At 35.5% G+C, this 15,970-nt stretch carries 14 protein-coding genes; 8 read left to right on the top strand and 6 right to left on the bottom strand.

Annotation, left to right across the window (positions count from 1 at the left end; translation table 11 throughout):
- Nucleotides 1-209 precede the first annotated feature (209 nt).
- The 5 genes from JNUCC74_RS13260 to JNUCC74_RS13240 form a co-directional block, all read right to left on the bottom strand.
- On the bottom strand, nt 210-641 hold the full coding sequence (locus JNUCC74_RS13260) for an HIT family protein (protein WP_077317852.1): 432 nt from the start codon (nt 639-641) through the stop codon (nt 210-212).
- Nucleotides 642-1,223: 582 nt separating this feature from the next.
- Nucleotides 1,224-2,237: a LacI family DNA-binding transcriptional regulator gene (locus tag JNUCC74_RS13255; protein WP_454065723.1), complete on the bottom strand. Its 1,014-nt coding sequence runs from the start codon at nt 2,235-2,237 to the stop codon at nt 1,224-1,226.
- A 118-nt stretch (nt 2,238-2,355) separates the two neighbouring features.
- Complete coding sequence (gene dcuC / locus JNUCC74_RS13250) at nt 2,356-3,777, bottom strand: C4-dicarboxylate transporter DcuC (RefSeq protein WP_454065722.1); 1,422 nt, start codon at nt 3,775-3,777, stop codon at nt 2,356-2,358.
- 25 nt (nt 3,778-3,802) lie between these two features.
- On the bottom strand, nt 3,803-4,723 hold the full coding sequence (gene rihC / locus JNUCC74_RS13245; protein ID WP_454065721.1) for a ribonucleoside hydrolase RihC: 921 nt from the start codon (nt 4,721-4,723) through the stop codon (nt 3,803-3,805).
- Entirely contained in the window at nt 4,716-5,657 is a 942-nt protein-coding gene (locus JNUCC74_RS13240; RefSeq protein ID WP_454065720.1) for a ribokinase, read from the bottom strand. Before JNUCC74_RS13240 ends, rihC begins: the two co-directional genes overlap by 8 nt.
- Nucleotides 5,658-6,598: 941 nt before the next feature.
- On the opposite strand from JNUCC74_RS13240, the gene JNUCC74_RS13235 reads away from it, so the two are divergent.
- The 3 genes from JNUCC74_RS13235 (at nt 6,599) to JNUCC74_RS13225 (ending at nt 10,464) form a co-directional block, all read left to right on the top strand.
- Nucleotides 6,599-7,345, top strand: a complete 747-nt coding sequence (locus JNUCC74_RS13235) for an ABC transporter ATP-binding protein (protein ID WP_454065719.1) — start codon at nt 6,599-6,601, stop codon at nt 7,343-7,345.
- The gene (locus JNUCC74_RS13230; protein ID WP_454065718.1) at nt 7,338-8,549 is read left to right on the top strand and encodes an ABC transporter permease; all 1,212 of its coding nucleotides are present in this window, start codon (nt 7,338-7,340) and stop codon (nt 8,547-8,549) included. The genes JNUCC74_RS13235 and JNUCC74_RS13230 overlap by 8 nt, the downstream gene beginning before the upstream one ends.
- A gap of 751 nt (nt 8,550-9,300) precedes the next feature.
- Entirely contained in the window at nt 9,301-10,464 is a 1,164-nt protein-coding gene (locus JNUCC74_RS13225; RefSeq protein ID WP_454065717.1) for an IS110 family transposase, read from the top strand.
- Nucleotides 10,465-10,751: 287 nt separating this feature from the next.
- Here the strand turns inward: JNUCC74_RS13225 and JNUCC74_RS13220 are convergent, their stop codons facing one another.
- Nucleotides 10,752-11,186 (bottom strand): ferritin-like domain-containing protein, encoded by a 435-nt coding sequence (locus JNUCC74_RS13220; RefSeq protein ID WP_454065716.1) that lies wholly within the window; start codon nt 11,184-11,186, stop codon nt 10,752-10,754.
- Nucleotides 11,187-11,291: 105 nt separating this feature from the next.
- Between JNUCC74_RS13220 and JNUCC74_RS13215 the strand changes: the two genes are divergently transcribed.
- The 5 genes from JNUCC74_RS13215 to JNUCC74_RS13195 all read left to right on the top strand — a co-directional run bounded on the left by JNUCC74_RS13215 (nt 11,292) and on the right by JNUCC74_RS13195 (nt 15,702).
- Nucleotides 11,292-11,927: a phosphatase PAP2 family protein gene (locus JNUCC74_RS13215; RefSeq protein WP_454065715.1), complete on the top strand. Its 636-nt coding sequence runs from the start codon at nt 11,292-11,294 to the stop codon at nt 11,925-11,927.
- Nucleotides 11,928-12,009: 82 nt separating this feature from the next.
- Nucleotides 12,010-13,248: an MFS transporter gene (locus tag JNUCC74_RS13210; RefSeq protein WP_454065714.1), complete on the top strand. Its 1,239-nt coding sequence runs from the start codon at nt 12,010-12,012 to the stop codon at nt 13,246-13,248.
- Nucleotides 13,249-13,250: 2 nt separating this feature from the next.
- Nucleotides 13,251-14,015 (top strand): cell wall-active antibiotics response protein LiaF, encoded by a 765-nt coding sequence (gene liaF / locus JNUCC74_RS13205; protein WP_454065713.1) that lies wholly within the window; start codon nt 13,251-13,253, stop codon nt 14,013-14,015.
- A 13-nt stretch (nt 14,016-14,028) separates the two neighbouring features.
- On the top strand, nt 14,029-15,060 hold the full coding sequence (locus JNUCC74_RS13200) for a histidine kinase (protein WP_454065712.1): 1,032 nt from the start codon (nt 14,029-14,031) through the stop codon (nt 15,058-15,060).
- Nucleotides 15,061-15,075: 15 nt separating this feature from the next.
- Nucleotides 15,076-15,702, top strand: coding sequence for a response regulator transcription factor (locus tag JNUCC74_RS13195; RefSeq protein WP_454065711.1), 627 nt, complete (start codon nt 15,076-15,078; stop codon nt 15,700-15,702).
- The last annotated feature ends 268 nt before the right edge of the window (nt 15,703-15,970 follow it).

Genomic DNA, 15,970 nt, shown 5'->3' with positions numbered 1-15,970 from the left:
CTCAACTCATTATTTTCCCAACTGTACACTTGTTGTCAGTTGCAGATATATATTTTCATTATAACAAACATAGGTCTAAATAAAAAGTTTCATTTAAGAAGAAGTTCAAAATTGTCGACATAAATTTAATTCCCCTAGTCGAAATGAAACTGTTTTAACCCCTGTATACTCTTTTTTAAACACACACTTTAACTGGTCTTGTTTATTCATTAATTGCTGATCGCTTGGTTAATGGTGCTTGCCATTTTTTGCAAATCTTCAGCAGTGTAGTCATCCATATGAACTTTCCAATTGGAAGAAAAGCCATCATTTTTCCCATATCGTGGAAGCAGATGGATATGTAAATGAAATACAGATTGATCTGCAGGCTTTTCGTTATTATTAAGTAGATTCATTCCAATCGGTTGATAGGCTGCTTTAATTGCATTCGCAATTTTAGGTATTCTTTCAAATAACGAAGCAGCAACTTCAGGTGGAGTTTCATAAATGTTTTTTACATGTGTTTTAGGAATAACTAACGTATGACCTTTCGTTACTTGACTAATGTCTAAAAAAGCATATACATGTTCATCCTCATACACTTTTGCTGAAGGGATTTCCTGATTAATAATTTTACAAAAAATGCAATCTTCATGACTCATAACCTTTCACCATTCCTCTCTTCAAGTTAGTTACTATTGTATCTATATTTAGCATGGATTGTAAAGGATTCTGAGATTATTGTCAGAGTTTTCATACTATGCTGATGAAAGATTCTTGTTGTAGCAGGTTCCAGCTAATTTTTCCAGATAAAAAGATCTAGCTCTCGTTTATATGAACAAGTCTTATCCTATATCTCGTGCCGTAAGTCTCTTATTTCAAGAGAGAATGCGAAGAAGTTTAAGTAGAAGGTAACGGCTCCCAAATGTCCGACTTATTTGGGGTATAGGACAAGAAAAAAAGCGATTTTGTTTTAAAGCTGTCGATCTAGAAACTCGTTGCAACAGGACAAGAAAGTCTTCTTAATTAAGGCTCGTATGCAGAAAAAGTGATTTGTTTTTTAAGAACTCAAGAACAGAGTTTGCTTCGACAGCAATACACCGCATACAGAAAAGTGTTTCTTCTTTTTCAAAAATAAGAAAAAACTTCGACCAACGGATCGCGGTTTTTCTATGACAAGGAAAGCTTCGACCAACACATAACGATTTTCAAATAACAAACGTAAGGATCAGTCACAGATAAAATTAATGATTTAATGCTTTTACACTATTTCTAACAATTAATTCAGGTTGTAAACATATTTCCTTTTCAGTGCCGACAGATCCAGTGATTTTTTTATATAAAAGTTCAAAAGCGCTGCTGCTTAATTTTTTAACATCTTGCTTAACAGATGTAAGTTCAATACCAAATATATATGGATAAATCGTATTGTCATAGCTAACGATAGAATAGTCGTTGGGTACTTGTTTGTTTTGCTCATAAATGCTATTGATTACCCCGAGTGCCATCATATCGTTCGTAACAAAGATGGCAGTAAGATCTTCTTGCATTAATTTTTTTCCTGCGAAATAGCCACTTTCTTTTTTATAGTCACCTTTGACGATATAATTCTGCTTAATCGGAATATGATATTCTTTTAAAGCACGAATGTATCCATTTAATCTTAGCTGTCCATTATAAAAGTTAGTACTAACAATACAACCAATATTACGATGCCCTTTTTCTAACATATGTTTAACAGCAAGGTAGGCACCGTATTCATTGTCAAACCAGGCTTTATCACATGAAAACTCTGGATATACACGGTCTAACAAGATATAAGGAATAGGAATCTGCTTCAATTTATTTATAAGAGCTTCTTTATACTTGGAGGCTTCACTTCCTGGAATTAAAAAAATTCCTTCAACAGATCGGGATACGAGTAAGTCTAATAATTCTAAATCGTGTTGATCGTTATTATCGGAATGAAGGATGATTAAGGCATATCCATGTTTTCGACATTCTATTTCAATATGTTTTGCCAGTGACGAAAAGAAGATATTTTCTATATCCGGAATAATTAAACCTAATGTTTTTGTTTGTTTCGTAACAAGACTTCTCGCGATTTGATTTGCTGTATAATTTAATTCCTTGGCAATCTGTTTAATTTCATCTTTTTTTTGTTGTGAAATACGACATGGTCTGTTATTTAGTACTAAGGATACAGCGCTTGGAGATACGCCGGCTTTTTTAGCTATATCTTTAATCGTTACTTTCAATAGAAACATCCCCTGTATTTATCATTCAAACCTATTTTACATATAAATAGGGGGATGTTCCATTGTAATCACTTATAAAGGTTGGTTATACCGCCTCGACCTTCTATTTAAACATTACTTATAAAAAGAAAATCATTGACAGAATGAACATACACACTACACCTGCAATCATTGGCACGGAGGTCCGTTTAATAATATCAAGCGGTTCAATTTTTAAGGTTCCAGCTATAATCAACACTACAGGTGCAACCGGTGAAACAGCTCTAAATAAGTTCCCTGCTAATCCCATCGGAACGGAGATTGCAATCGGACTAATTCCAGCTGCTTCTGCTAAAGGAACCATTAACGGAACCATCGCGAAGAACAAAGCTATGCCACTACCACTTAACAATACAATGAGTGCAGTAAACAGAACAAGAATTAACGGCAGGATAAAGTTAAGACCTTGTCCGTGGAAATTTTGCATTGTTGATTGTAGCGCGTCTATTAAGCCAATTGATTTCAACCCTGTTACGAAAACAGAAGCAGCGACAATTAATGCAACAATCGGAATGGCTCTACCCATACCTTCAAAGAACTTCTCCGTATTAGCTAATACAGCTTTGTCTCCTTTATGTCTGATCAATTCACAAATGATGCTAATAATTATAGAAGCAACAACGGCAATTTCAACATTTATGGAAAACGTAATCCCAGTTGCAAGATCTAAAATAAATGAAATAAGGAGTAATATAATTGGGAATATTGGTAAAATAGCATAAACGGTTTTATAAAGCTTCCCGCTTTTTACCTTTTCTACCTCTGTTACTTCTATTTGTTCATCAGAAGTAACAGTAACCGATTTTTTATCCATTCGTTTTTGCCAAAAATAATGGATAATGGCAATAAATAGTAAAGATGGAATCGATACGGCAGCGTGATAATTAAAAACATAATCACTTACTGACATATCAGCAAATGCAGTATATTTAGCAAATTCTTCTGCTACCGCTACATTGTCACTTCCCAAAGGTGTTGGAATAATGGTAGCTGATGTAGCAATAATTGCAGCAATACTTAATACGGACATTCCTGCTTGTTTTAGTACGGGATACAAGGTTGCTAGCAATAAAATGGCTAATGTTGAAGCACTAGGAATAACAAGCGAAAGTAGGTTGCCTAATAAAAACACTACTGGTACCAAAATGTAGACGGATTTGATTTTGTTAATCGGCTTAGTTAACACTTGCACGGTCACATCATTTGCACCGATGGATGACATATAAGCTGTATACCCTCCAAGCATAAGGATAATAAGCCCTGCTTGGACAAACGTATCTTTAAATTGCTGAACAATTACTTGTAACGGATCGAGCAGTAAAGAGCCGGTTGACTCAAAATCGGGAAAGGCAATTTCATGCCCCATGCCAATACTAATTAGAATGAGGGCCGTTCCAATCGAGAATAGGGCAATTTTGATATCCATTTTTTTAATTAACATATAGATGATAATAGCAACAGCCAAAATGGTTGAACCATACATAATTAGGTTTTCTGTCATAATAAAGTACCTCTGCTTTCTTGTCTTAGTTGCATTTCTTTAGACTGCTTAAAAACCATTGTTTAAATTGATCTTCATCGATATCAACACAAACTTTTGCGTTAGGAGCTTGATTTAAATAGCCTTTTAAGTCTGTTACAGTACAACCCGCTGTTAATGTTCCAGATAATTCAATATCCACATAGGTTTCTTTTACGGTAAACATTTTCGGTCTTAATAAATATGCAATTGCACAGCTATCATACATTTTTAAGCCGGTCTTCATGCTTCCACCGCGGTATTTCTGAAATAACTGATAAATCATCTTTCCAGTTTCATTTATTTCTTTAAGCTTTTCACTATCTTCTGGATAAATAAGCGCCTTCCAACCAACATCTAAACCAGCCATAACAATAGGGATGTCGCTGTGAAAAACAATTTTTGCTGCTTCTGGGTCCGCATGAACATTGAATTCAGCCATTACACCAGAGTTCCCTCTTGTAGTAGATCCTCCCATAAGGACAATTTCTGCAATATTTTCATTTACCTCTGGATATAATCGTAAAAGTAAAGCAATATTAGTTAGAGGACCAATCGGTACAAGCGTGATCGGTTCCTTGCTTTCCATAATGGTCTGGTACATGGCATTTACAGCATGCTCTTTTAATAACAATGCTTGATTTGGTTCAGGAAAAGTATAACCGTCCAAACCAGATTCACCATGTACATTACTCGCATCAATCGGCTCTTTTATTAATGGCCGTTCTGCTCCTTTAGCAACAGGAATTTCTTTTTCGAAAAATGTTACCAGCTTCAAAGCATTATTCGTTACTTTGTCAAGGCTTACATTTCCGGCAACGGTAGTAATTAACTTTGTTTCTAAATAATCGCTATATAAAGCGATCGCTAATGCAACTGCATCGTCAATTCCCGGATCAGTGTCAATAATAATTGGTCGTTTATTCATGTTGATTTCCTCCTTGATATAGCTCTAATTTAAAGTTCTCTACTTCTTGTTTTGTCGGAATTGATTCTTGTGCACCTTGCTTTGAAACGGTTAAAGCAGCGGCCATTGTTGCATATTCCATACTCGTTTTAATCGAGTGATTACATGAAAGAGAATACGCAAGTGCACCTATATACGTATCTCCGGCAGCAGTGGTATCTACACTTTGGACAGAAATACTTGGGATGAAAATATATGTCGATTTATTCCCAAATACACTTCCCTCAGAGCCTAAAGTGATTAAAATGGAATGCACTCCCTTTTGTTGGAAGAAAGTAATTGCTTGTTTGTAGTCGCTCTCCTTCGTAGGATATATACCAGATAAAAATTTGCACTCCCATTGATTAATAATCAATAGTTTTATTTTAGGATAAATGGTATCAGGTATTTCATTAGCAGGAGCAGGGTTAAATATAGTCCACAATTCCTTATCTTTCGCTTTTGCTAACGTATAGAGAACAGTATCGTAATCGTTCTCAAATTGGGTAAGAAAAATATCTCCTGGACTTGCGATATTTGCTAAGACAGGGTCAATATGGCGGTGATCCAATAAATGATTTGCTCCACCATTTAGTATAATTCGATTATCATCTTTGCTCCTAATAATGACTGCAACGCCACTAGTCGTATTGGGGAAGGACTCGATATAATTACAATTAACACAATATCCTTTTAATGTGTTTAATAACTGTATTCCATATACATCATCACCCAGCCCGCCGATCATATACGTTTGGGCACCACTTTTAGCAGCTGCTACGGTTTGATTAGCACCTTTTCCTCCGGGGGATAGAAAAAAATCACTACCATATATCGTTTCCCCGTTGTTTGGAATACGGTTTGTCTGTATCGATAAGTCCATGTTAATGCTCCCAAATGTGATTATTTTCTTCAACACATTCCCTCCCGTTTAGGTTTAAATGGAGATGTTACATCTAACTAATGATCAAATGATAAAACGTTTTGTCAATAGAATTTTTTTATGTACTTAAAAAAATATGAGAGAAAATGTCTAAATAGCACAAAGACAACATACATGTCTATATTCGTGAAGACGGCATAAATCCTGTCTTTAAAAAATCGCTTGTTTTCTTAAAATGTCTAATTGAAAAGAGCCAGTCCCATTTTTAATGGAACTAGCTCTTTCTGAAGGCTATTGGATGCTCATTCTAATGTGGGGACATTGTAAACAATATGTTCAATAGAGCATCACTGCTTGATTGAATTGTTTACAATAACCTTTTTTGACAGTTTCCATGATAGGAAATAGTTGTAAGGTTAAAGCATTAGATTATCATTCACCAACAACTCATTTTTGTGCTTTTTACCAAAATGCAGCTAGATATTCATCACTAACACATCATTTGTGTGTTGAGTTAAACGAACCTTACTTTATTTTGAAGACACGAAAAATTTATCGGTTAAAGTGAACTGTTTTGCATCCTTGTGCCTTCAACCATTATTCTTTACAGAAGTTATGTAATTATACACGTTTTTTAAAAAAACTTTGAGGATTTCTAAAAAAATGCGTGTTTAATAAGAAAAGAAAGGGATCAAGAACGGATCAGATCGTCCTTGCTGCAAAGTTAACAAGCAGTCCTGTCGAGTCGTCCCAAGGTGACGTAGTTCCTGAGCATTGGTGTGTCTGTAATAGAAATAAGAGGTGCATGAAACAGGCCAATGAAATAATTCGTTAGCTCATTTTACCTGATATAAAATAAAATCGTATGTACTTAGTAGTTACGTCTATATATGTCGAAAAAAAACGTACAGTTTGTTTTGGTTTTCTTTTGGACAAATGATAAAATATAAACAATACGAAGAGGAGGATCGGATGTGGAAGCATTATTACATATAGATGATCTTTATGGAGGATATACTCATAAAAATGTATTACACGGCATTTCTTTTGATGTTCAGCCAGGAGAAATTGTTGGATTAATCGGCTTAAACGGAGCCGGCAAAAGTACTACAATTAAACATGTCATTGGTCTCATGCAAGCTAAAAAAGGAAAAGTTATGGTAAATGGAAAAACATATCGAGAAAATCCGGAAAAGTATCGCAGCCAAATGGCTTATATTCCCGAAATGCCGATTCTTTATGATGAACTAACCCTTTACGAACATCTCCGCTTAACAGCAATGGCTTATGATATACCAGAGGCTGTTTTTGAAAAAAGATTGTCTCCGCTATTAAAAGAGTTTCGGATGGAAAAAAAGCTAAACTGGTTTCCTGTTCACTTTTCGAAGGGGATGCGACAAAAGGTTATGATCATGTGTGCGTTTATAATTGAACCGCCATTATATATAGTGGACGAGCCATTTGTAGGTTTAGACCCGCTTGGGATTCAGTCCTATCTCCAGCTTATGGAAGAGATGAGACAGAAAGGATCTGGCGTACTCATGTCGACTCATATTCTAGCTACAGCGGAGCGGTATTGTGATCGTTTTATTATTTTACACGACGGCAAAATTCGTGCTAACGGAACTTTACAGGCTTTACAAGATAGTTTTAAAATGCCAGATGCAACCTTAGATGATTTATATGTACAATTAACAAAGGAAGAAGATAGTCATGTTTGATTCGCATGCATTCTTTAAACAACGTTTTTCAGCACATCTAAAGGAAACTAGTCGATATTTACGCTATATTTTTAATGGTCATATAGCGATTGCGATGCTTTTTTTTATCTCTGCCATTGCGTTTTATTATCAAAAATGGCTATTGCAAATCCCAGAAAATTTTCCCGCTGCTTGGGTTATTGGAATTGTATTTGGTCTAATCGCTAGCTACAGCCCTGTTCGAACATTATTAAAAGAACCTGATCTTGTTTTTCTTATTCCGGCAGAGCATAAGATGAAAGCTTATTTCCGTAATGCATTATTCTATAGTTATATAATTCAGTTATATCTCGTATTACTTGCAGCAGCAGCGCTTGGACCATTATATACAACGGTCTTTTCGGAGCGTGACGGTAGCACATATTTGGTCACCATTGCTCTTTTGTTATTGTTTAAGCTAGCTAATTTAACTGCCAATTGGTGGATGCTTCGAATAAGGGAACCTATGTTAAGACGTTTGGATTTAATCGTAAGAATAGGCTTAAATATAGCTGCCTTTTACTTTATTATTGTCTCAGATATGGTATTAGCTGGTATTACCACGATTTTATTTGTAATCATATTTTTGTATGACTTTCAAATAGCTACTAAGCGACCTGGAATCCTTTGGGACGTATTAGTGGAAAAAGACCGTAATCGAATGCAAGCCTTTTACCGATTAGCAAATATGTTTACAGATGTTCCACATTTGAAAAGTCGTGTGAAGAAGCGACATTGGCTTGTTCAAATGGCAGGTCGCATTCCTTTCTTAAAAAAACATACATACGACTATTTATATCGTATTACCTTTATTCGCAGTGGTGATTATTTGGGAATGTATGTACGGTTGTTAGTGATAGGCGGAATGATCATCTATTTTATTCCACCAATTTGGTTGAAAGTTGTATTTGCGATTTTGTTTATTTATTTAAGCAGCTTCCAAATGATGGCGCTATACCAGCATCATCGGACAATTATGTGGATTGATCTGTACCCGATCGTTCAGAAGATACGCCAACAGTCACTGTTAAAGTTCCTTTTACAATTAAGTTTATTGCAAACTGGATTATTCTCCATCGTATTTTTAGTAATGGGTGAGTATTTAGGGGCAATTGCTGCTTTCATCGGCGGTTCATTGTTTGCTGCTTTATTTGTGCAAGGGTATGTAAAACAGAAGTTAGCTTAAAAATAAAGAGGCTGGGTTACTAATCCACAGCACTTTCAGTATAAATTACTATACAAAAAAAGCACAAGAGGTAGCGAACCTCATGTACTTCATATACAGGCTTTGACATAACGAAAACAGCTGATTAAAAAACGACCAATAAATAATCCTTGTACTATAGTAAAGTATAAAATTTTAGGCTTTATCCCGCATGTAAGGTGCCATAATCTCCAACTTTAAGAACTTGAGGATACAAAGGGTCTAAGCGGTAGTTAACGGCACCTAATGCCCGATTGGTTTAAGGGCCTTTAGGTCATACCCCCTCAGGGACTAACATTCAGTAGGAGATGGAAGAAAACTCCTACTGAATGAAGTTTCACTTTATCGTATAAGAAAAACGATGGCTTTCGCTAAAGACTTGGCGATAAGCCAAGTTTTTTAAACACAAACAAACCGAACAATTATAAATAAATTGTTCGGTTTGTGCTATTTCGTATTTGCTTATGTCCCAGCCTTGTATATTAAGTACATGAGGTTCGCTACCTCTTGTGCTTTTTTTGTATAGTAATTTATACTGAAAGCAACGCTGTGGATTAGTAACCCTGCCTACAGTACTTTTTAGTAACTGGTTTTTAGAGAGTCTAACCACAGCTCTTTGTTTATCTGTTAATCAGTTAGATAACGCTAGACGTTTGATTTCATACAAGGATACAGAACAAGGAGTGCGTGGCTTGAAGCACAGCGTAATAGACAATACGAAAGGAGTAAACCAATGATTTATGTGGGGATTGACGTAGCCAAGCATAAACACCAAGTGGCAATCATGGATAATGGAGGTAGAATCTACGAACAGGATTTAGTTATATCGAATAGTCAATCAGGGTTTCAAAAACTTCATGAAACACTTCGTCGTTTACAGACAGAAGTAGCGCAAGAATGCCAGATAGCGATGGAAGATACTGGCCATTATAATGTTTCTATTCTACAATTTTTGAGGGGAAAGAATTACCAAGTTTTTCGCTATAATCCAATCTTAATCAAGGAATTCTCCAAAATTCACACCTTGAGAAAGACAAAGACGGATAAAGCAGATGCCTTAGTAATCGCAAAAAAATTAATGGGTGACTTCGAAAAAAGGGAAGAGGTCCAAGATAAGGTAACCCTAGAGCTTAAAGAACTAACCAGATATAGAAGGCGGCTTGGAAAACATCAAGCTCTTCTTAAAACCCAATATACTCGAGTCTTAGAAAAAAGCTTTCCTGAATTGGCTGCTTACGGTCAGGTTCGTTATTCTAACTACATGATGGAGTTATTAAAAAAATACCCAAGCCCCAAGAGAATTGCGAAGGCTCATGAACAAACACTTTCAAAATTATTGGGAGCGAACAACAGTAGTCTGCAATCTCAAGAGCTTAAACGACTAGCGAAAGAAAGTATTGGGTATTATTCTGATATTACGGAGTTTGAATTAATTCAAACCATAGAACAGCTCTATTTGTATCAAAAGCAAATAAAAGAAGTCGATAAAAAAATTCAAGAAATGATGGATACACTCAATTCACCAATCGTAACCATTCCCGGAATTTCTTATCGACTCGGTAGTACAATCATAGCAGAAATAGGAGATATCCACAACTTCAATCACCCGAGTCAGCTATTGGCTTTTACAGGAATGGAACCATCCATTTATCAGTCTGGTAACTATAGGGGCCCTGGAAAAATGGTGAAACGCGGATCTCCTCATCTTCGCTGGGCGATGTATCATGCATCACGATTAATAGCCATTTATTCACCAACGTTCAAGGCATACTATGAGAAAAAGCTAGCTGAGGGTAAGCACTATAACGTGGTGCTCAGCCATGTAGCGAAGAAATTAATAAGAGTGATATTCCATTTACTGCAGACCGGTGAATCATATAAAGAAGTACGTGTGTAATGTAAAAAAAGAGAAGCTATGGTAAATAGCGTTGCAATAACCTCAGATTTTACACTACAAATAAGCTTAATGATTCATTTGAAATTCACAAATCATCAAGCTTATTTGCCATGCTCCAATACTTCTAATGGAAAATGCTAAATTTATTGCTAAAAACTTATTGACTTTATATAGTTAGCCTCTTTCTTATACTTAGTTAACGTGATGTGAATTATCATCAAACCTTCTTGGCACTAAGAGAAGAAGTGCAGGCGAGACCATAGCACTTCATGAACGATTTACTTGTCTTATGCTAAACGAGGGTCATTTAAAAGACGTTCAATTTCTTCTTTATGATGTGTTTCATCTGCAATAAGATCTTCTAGCTTTACAACAAGCTCGGTGTATCCTAGTGCCTCTGCTTGTTTTTTACGTTGTTCATAACGTTTAATTGTATCTGTTTCTGCTTGCAGTGTAGCTTTTAATAAATCTTTTACTTCTGTAGGTTGTGGTATTTCAGCTGCTTTAGTAGTAGGCGTTCCACCTAGTGATTTGATTTTTTCCGATAAGTAAAGTGCATGGCCTAATTCGTCACTGATTTCAGCTTCAAAGAATGGCTTAAGTGCGGAACGGTATAAGCCGCTAACGACAGAAGCGCTGTACGTATATTGAATCACAGCTCCGTATTCATTAGCAAGGTCTTCATTTAGTCCATCAATTAATTCTTGTAGCTCTTTTTCCATATGTTATCCATCCTTTCATGAAATAACTAGTATACATATTATTTCCCTACCCTAGTTTTTTTGAAACATAAATTTGGGTATGATGAACAAATAGGAGGGATCGCTATGAATAAAAAAATGTTCTTTATTGCTTTACTAAGTATTATTATTGGAATCTGGATGTACCAATTGTTTCATAATAGAATTCCTTATATTGACAAGTGGACACGTGGTCCTGTCGAGCAACTGGAAGATACAATGGTTTATACCATTTTTCGTTGGATTACAGAACTAGGTTCATCCACTTTTACGACTCCTTTTGTTATTATGATGTCCTTTGTAATTTGGTGGCTATATCGCAATATTTTACCAGCACTGGTTATTAGCTTTGGTACGCTGTTTACACATTATTTCAATGTTGCAATTAAACAGCTGGTGGAACGTGAGCGTCCTAGTATTTTAGCAGCAGCCAATGCAGAAGGGCATAGTTTTCCATCTGGACATGCGATGATTTCAATTGTTTGCTATGGCTTAACAGCTTACTTTCTTAGTCAGAAAGTTAACACTATCAAGAAGAAGCGATGGATTGTTACTTTCTTTTCCTTCCTTATTATCTTGATTGGTATGAGCAGATACATTATTAATGTTCATTATTTAACGGACGTTATCGCCGGATTCTTTATCGGCTTTTTATGTTTAAATGGTTTGATATATCTTTATAAGCAGTTGAGAAAGAAACAGTTATTTCAGTCTCGAGGCTGATTGAATAACAATCTAAGGAACGTTTCCCCTCAAGGAAGATAGAGATAAGCTTAATCTATATTATTGGAGGGAGTCCTTACGAATGACTATCATTGTCCAAGAAAATCAGGCATTGCCTATTTTTAAAAATCGAAATTTTTTATTGTTATTTATTAGCTCTTTGTTTTCAGCACCTGGATATTATGTATACTTAATCGGTGCAGAGTGGTTAATGCTAACATTGAGTGAAAATCGTTTTTATTTTGGTATGTTATTTTTTGCTGCTTCTGTACCACGCTTATTATTATTAGCACTTGGCGGAATTGTAGCAGATCGTTTTAATAAGCGAACCATTCTATTTTTTTCTGATTTGTTAAGGGCTTTATTAATTGGTTCACTTCTTTTATTCCTCTATTTTGATGCTGTTACTGCTTGGCATTTAATTATATTAGCTGCGTTATTTGGGATAGCTGATGCGTTTAGCTACCCGGTTACTAATTCATTAACTCCTTTATTATTAGAAGAAGATCAGCTACAAAGAGGAAATTCACTAATTCAAATGACGATACAAATAAGCCCAATTTTAGGCCCAGCACTTGGAGGGACGTTAATTGCTGTACTTGGATTTATGGGGGTTTTCACTGTTGGATGCATCATGCTTCTTATTGCTTCTATTACTGTACTATTTATTCAACTATCAAAAACAGAAGAGGCAGAAAACGAAAAAAATTCAGCTTGGGAAGATTTAAAGGAAGGGTTTATTTATGCACGACAAAGTCAATTAATTATGTCAATCGTTTTTATCGCCTTTTTCATTAATTTTTTCTTTGCTGGTCCTTTTTCCATTGGTATGCCTATAATTGTCAAAGATGTATTTGCCGGAAACTCTATTAGTTTAGCTGTTATCCAGACGTCTATGGGGGCAGGTGCAATGTTAGGTGCAATATTTTTATCGATAAAAAATATTAAAAAGCCTAGAATGATATTATTATATAGTATAATGTCGTTAGGGTGTTTATATTTTTTAAATGGGATGTCCCACTATTTGTGGTTAAGTGCAGGCTTTGTATTATTAATGGCTTTCTTATTACAGTTAGTTAATATTCCGGTATTTACGATTTTACAAAAAACGACAGATAAACGAATGTTAGGAAGAATGATGAGCTTACTTGTAACCGTATCTACTGGCTTAATTCCAGTGTCTTATATAGTCACTTCACTATTAATTGCTATCGGAGTAAGTGTTCAGCAAATCATGATGACTAGTGGTAGCTTTATCGTTATCATTGCGCTATTTAGTTTAAAGAATAAGCGGCTTCGTACGCTTGGTTCTTCTTCATAGAGGTGAAAATATTGAAAGGTATTACTCGAATGTTTATCGCAGTTTCTCTCATTGTGATTGGGGTTCTGCTCGTTCTGTTCAATTTAGGTTTCCTTACGTTTGATTTTTACTATATTTGGCTATATATTTATCCTATTTTCTTTGTCATGGCTGGAGGAAAATGGTTCATTGCCTACTTCAAAAAAGAAGGAGGAAGCTGGGCAGCAGGCTCATTTTTCCTTCTCTTTGGAATATTACTACTATTGGATCGATTTGAAATGGTTCATTTTACGTTTAAAGATATTTTTAAATTATGGCCATTACTCATTATTTATATTGGTATCACTGTATTAAAAGAGAGCAAAATAATCGGTACGTATTCATGGAGAAATTTGGATAGACCGAAAACACATAACCCCCGTTCATCTATGTTTTCTATAGGAAGCCATGAATATTCAAGTCCAAATTGGAAGGTTGAGCCTTTACATCTATATAATATGGCTGGAGATTTTTATTTTGACTTTTCCAAAGCATTTATGCCGGAAAAAGAGATTCCCATTAGCATCCGTTCTTTAGCTGGGGATGTGACGATATTAATGACGGAAAATATCGCATTTCGCGTAGATGCAACTGTACGAGCAGGTGAGATTAATGTACTCGGTCAGCAAGTAGAGGGAATTATTAACCGGACCATCACTTATGAAAGTGAAGATTATGACTCTACTATTCGAAAGATTGACTTTACCATAAAGTTAAAAGCAGGTTCTATCAGGATAGATTATGTGTAGGGGGAAACTCTAAATGAATCGCCGCTTTGTTAGTCTCCGCTACAGCTATATCCGTTCTCATTTGTATGGAATGTTTCTTACTTTCATTTTAATGTTATCGATCATCCTATCCCTTTATGTTTTATTTAAACCAACATGGTTAACAGTGGAAAGTATTTTTCTAAGCATTGCTTTATATTTTGGGATTGCTTTTATTGTCTCTATTTATGCAGGATTCAAAGCAGGGGGAAATTTAAAGTATCGATTTGATTACTTATCTACACAAATTACTCAATTTGCTAATGGCAATTACCAGTCACGACTATTTTTCAATGAAGGAGATGAAATGACAAGAGTTGCCAGTGAGTTAAACGAATTAGGAGAGAATTTGCAAAATCAAGTTAAATCATTGCAGCGAATGGCTGATGAAAAGGCCGATATGGCAAAAGCTTCCTATAAAACGGCAGTTATTGAAGAAAGACAAAGAATAGCAAGAGATTTACATGACGCAGTAAGCCAGCAGTTATTTGCGCTAACGATGTTGTCAGAAGCAGCAGTTAAGCAATTTGATCACTCACCAGAATTAGCTAAGTCACAGGTGCTAGATGTGTCAAAAATTGCGCTCCAATCACAGGCAGAAATGCGTGCTTTACTATTACATTTACGTCCAGTCCATCTGTCAGGAGAGCCATTAGCTGAGGGCATTAAAAAACTAGTAAACGAATTGCAACAAAAGTGTCGGATTGATTTTCAACTATCTATTTCAGAAAATCTTGATTTAACAGAAACAATGGAGGAGCATGTATTTCGAATCGTCCAAGAAGCAATGTCTAATATTTTGCGTCACTCTAATGCCACGAAAGTAATTACCCATATATTACGGAAATCGAATGAATTATTTATCCATATTAGTGATAATGGAAGTGGATTTGATGTTCATCAAGAAAAAAAAGCATCTTATGGACTAAAAACAATGAAGGAGCGTTCGGAAGAGCTCGGAGGAACCTTTACTATTCGTTCTAATGATGCTGCTGGAACCTATATCGATATTCGCATACCTTGTTAGAAATGAGGGAAGAACATGATTCGAGTTGTAGTGGTAGATGATCATGAAATTGTAAGAAAAGGTATCATTGCTTATTTGCAAACAGATAAAGAAATAGAAGTGGTTGGAGAGGCAGCAAATGGGCAAGATGGTGTGAAAATAATCAGGAATACACGACCCAATGTTGTGTTAATGGATTTAATCATGGATAATGGAAACGGTATTGAAGCGACCAAAGAGATGATGCAAGAGCTTCCAGATTGTCGGATAATTATCCTTACAAGCTATTATGATGATGGGCAAGTTTTCCCAGCATTACAGGCAGGCGCCTTTAGCTATATGTTAAAAACTTCCTCAGCTGTTGAGATCACAGATGCAATTAAAAAAGCGTATAAAGGAGTGAACGTTATTGAGCCAAAGGTTGCTGGAAAATTAGTGTCCAATTTTCAGAAGGGGGAAAAGAAGCGACATGATAGTTTAACAGAACGCGAATTGGAGGTTCTGCTATGTATTGGAAATGGCATGACGAATCAGGAGATAAGTAATCATTTATATATTGGGATTAAGACTGTTAAAACACATGTTAGTAATATTTTAGCCAAGCTAGAAGTCAATGACCGTACACAGGCCGCTGTTTATGTACACAGAAATCATCTATTATAAAGAAAATCGCTAGTTGGCCCATTATGAAAAAAATAAAAATCGGAAAATCAACGATTAGGTAAATTTTCTTAACGTAACAGATGGATCAAACATTAAAAGTACTGGAGAAATGATATAATACTACATAAGGGGGGCTTGGAAAATATAGTGGAGGTCGAAGGGGGGACAAAGAACAATTTTTTAAAAAGATATACTGTAAATTTGAATGAAAGTTCGCTTCATTACATTATCTATCTTAAAAAACAAGTAAAGCAAAATAAGGTGTATG

The organism is Cerasibacillus sp. JNUCC 74 (assembly GCF_053667775.1).
The sequence above is the reverse complement of the archived record's forward strand: the minus strand, read 5'-3'. Positions and strand labels throughout refer to the sequence as shown.

Bases quoted from the DNA above. Each gene is read 5' to 3' on its own strand.
- JNUCC74_RS13260 (WP_077317852.1), bottom strand. From the start codon at position 641: ATGAGTCATGAAGATTGCATTTTTTGTAAAATTATTAATCAGGAAATC.
- dcuC (WP_454065722.1), bottom strand. From the start codon at position 3,777: ATGACAGAAAACCTAATTATGTATGGTTCAACCATTTTGGCTGTTGCT.
- rihC (WP_454065721.1), bottom strand. From the start codon at position 4,723: ATGAATAAACGACCAATTATTATTGACACTGATCCGGGAATTGACGAT.
- JNUCC74_RS13230 (WP_454065718.1), top strand. From the start codon at position 7,338: ATGTTTGATTCGCATGCATTCTTTAAACAACGTTTTTCAGCACATCTA.
- JNUCC74_RS13225 (WP_454065717.1), top strand. From the start codon at position 9,301: ATGATTTATGTGGGGATTGACGTAGCCAAGCATAAACACCAAGTGGCA.
- JNUCC74_RS13220 (WP_454065716.1), bottom strand. From the start codon at position 11,186: ATGGAAAAAGAGCTACAAGAATTAATTGATGGACTAAATGAAGACCTT.
- JNUCC74_RS13215 (WP_454065715.1), top strand. From the start codon at position 11,292: ATGAATAAAAAAATGTTCTTTATTGCTTTACTAAGTATTATTATTGGA.
- JNUCC74_RS13210 (WP_454065714.1), top strand. From the start codon at position 12,010: ATGACTATCATTGTCCAAGAAAATCAGGCATTGCCTATTTTTAAAAAT.
- JNUCC74_RS13200 (WP_454065712.1), top strand. From the start codon at position 14,029: ATGAATCGCCGCTTTGTTAGTCTCCGCTACAGCTATATCCGTTCTCAT.
- JNUCC74_RS13195 (WP_454065711.1), top strand. From the start codon at position 15,076: ATGATTCGAGTTGTAGTGGTAGATGATCATGAAATTGTAAGAAAAGGT.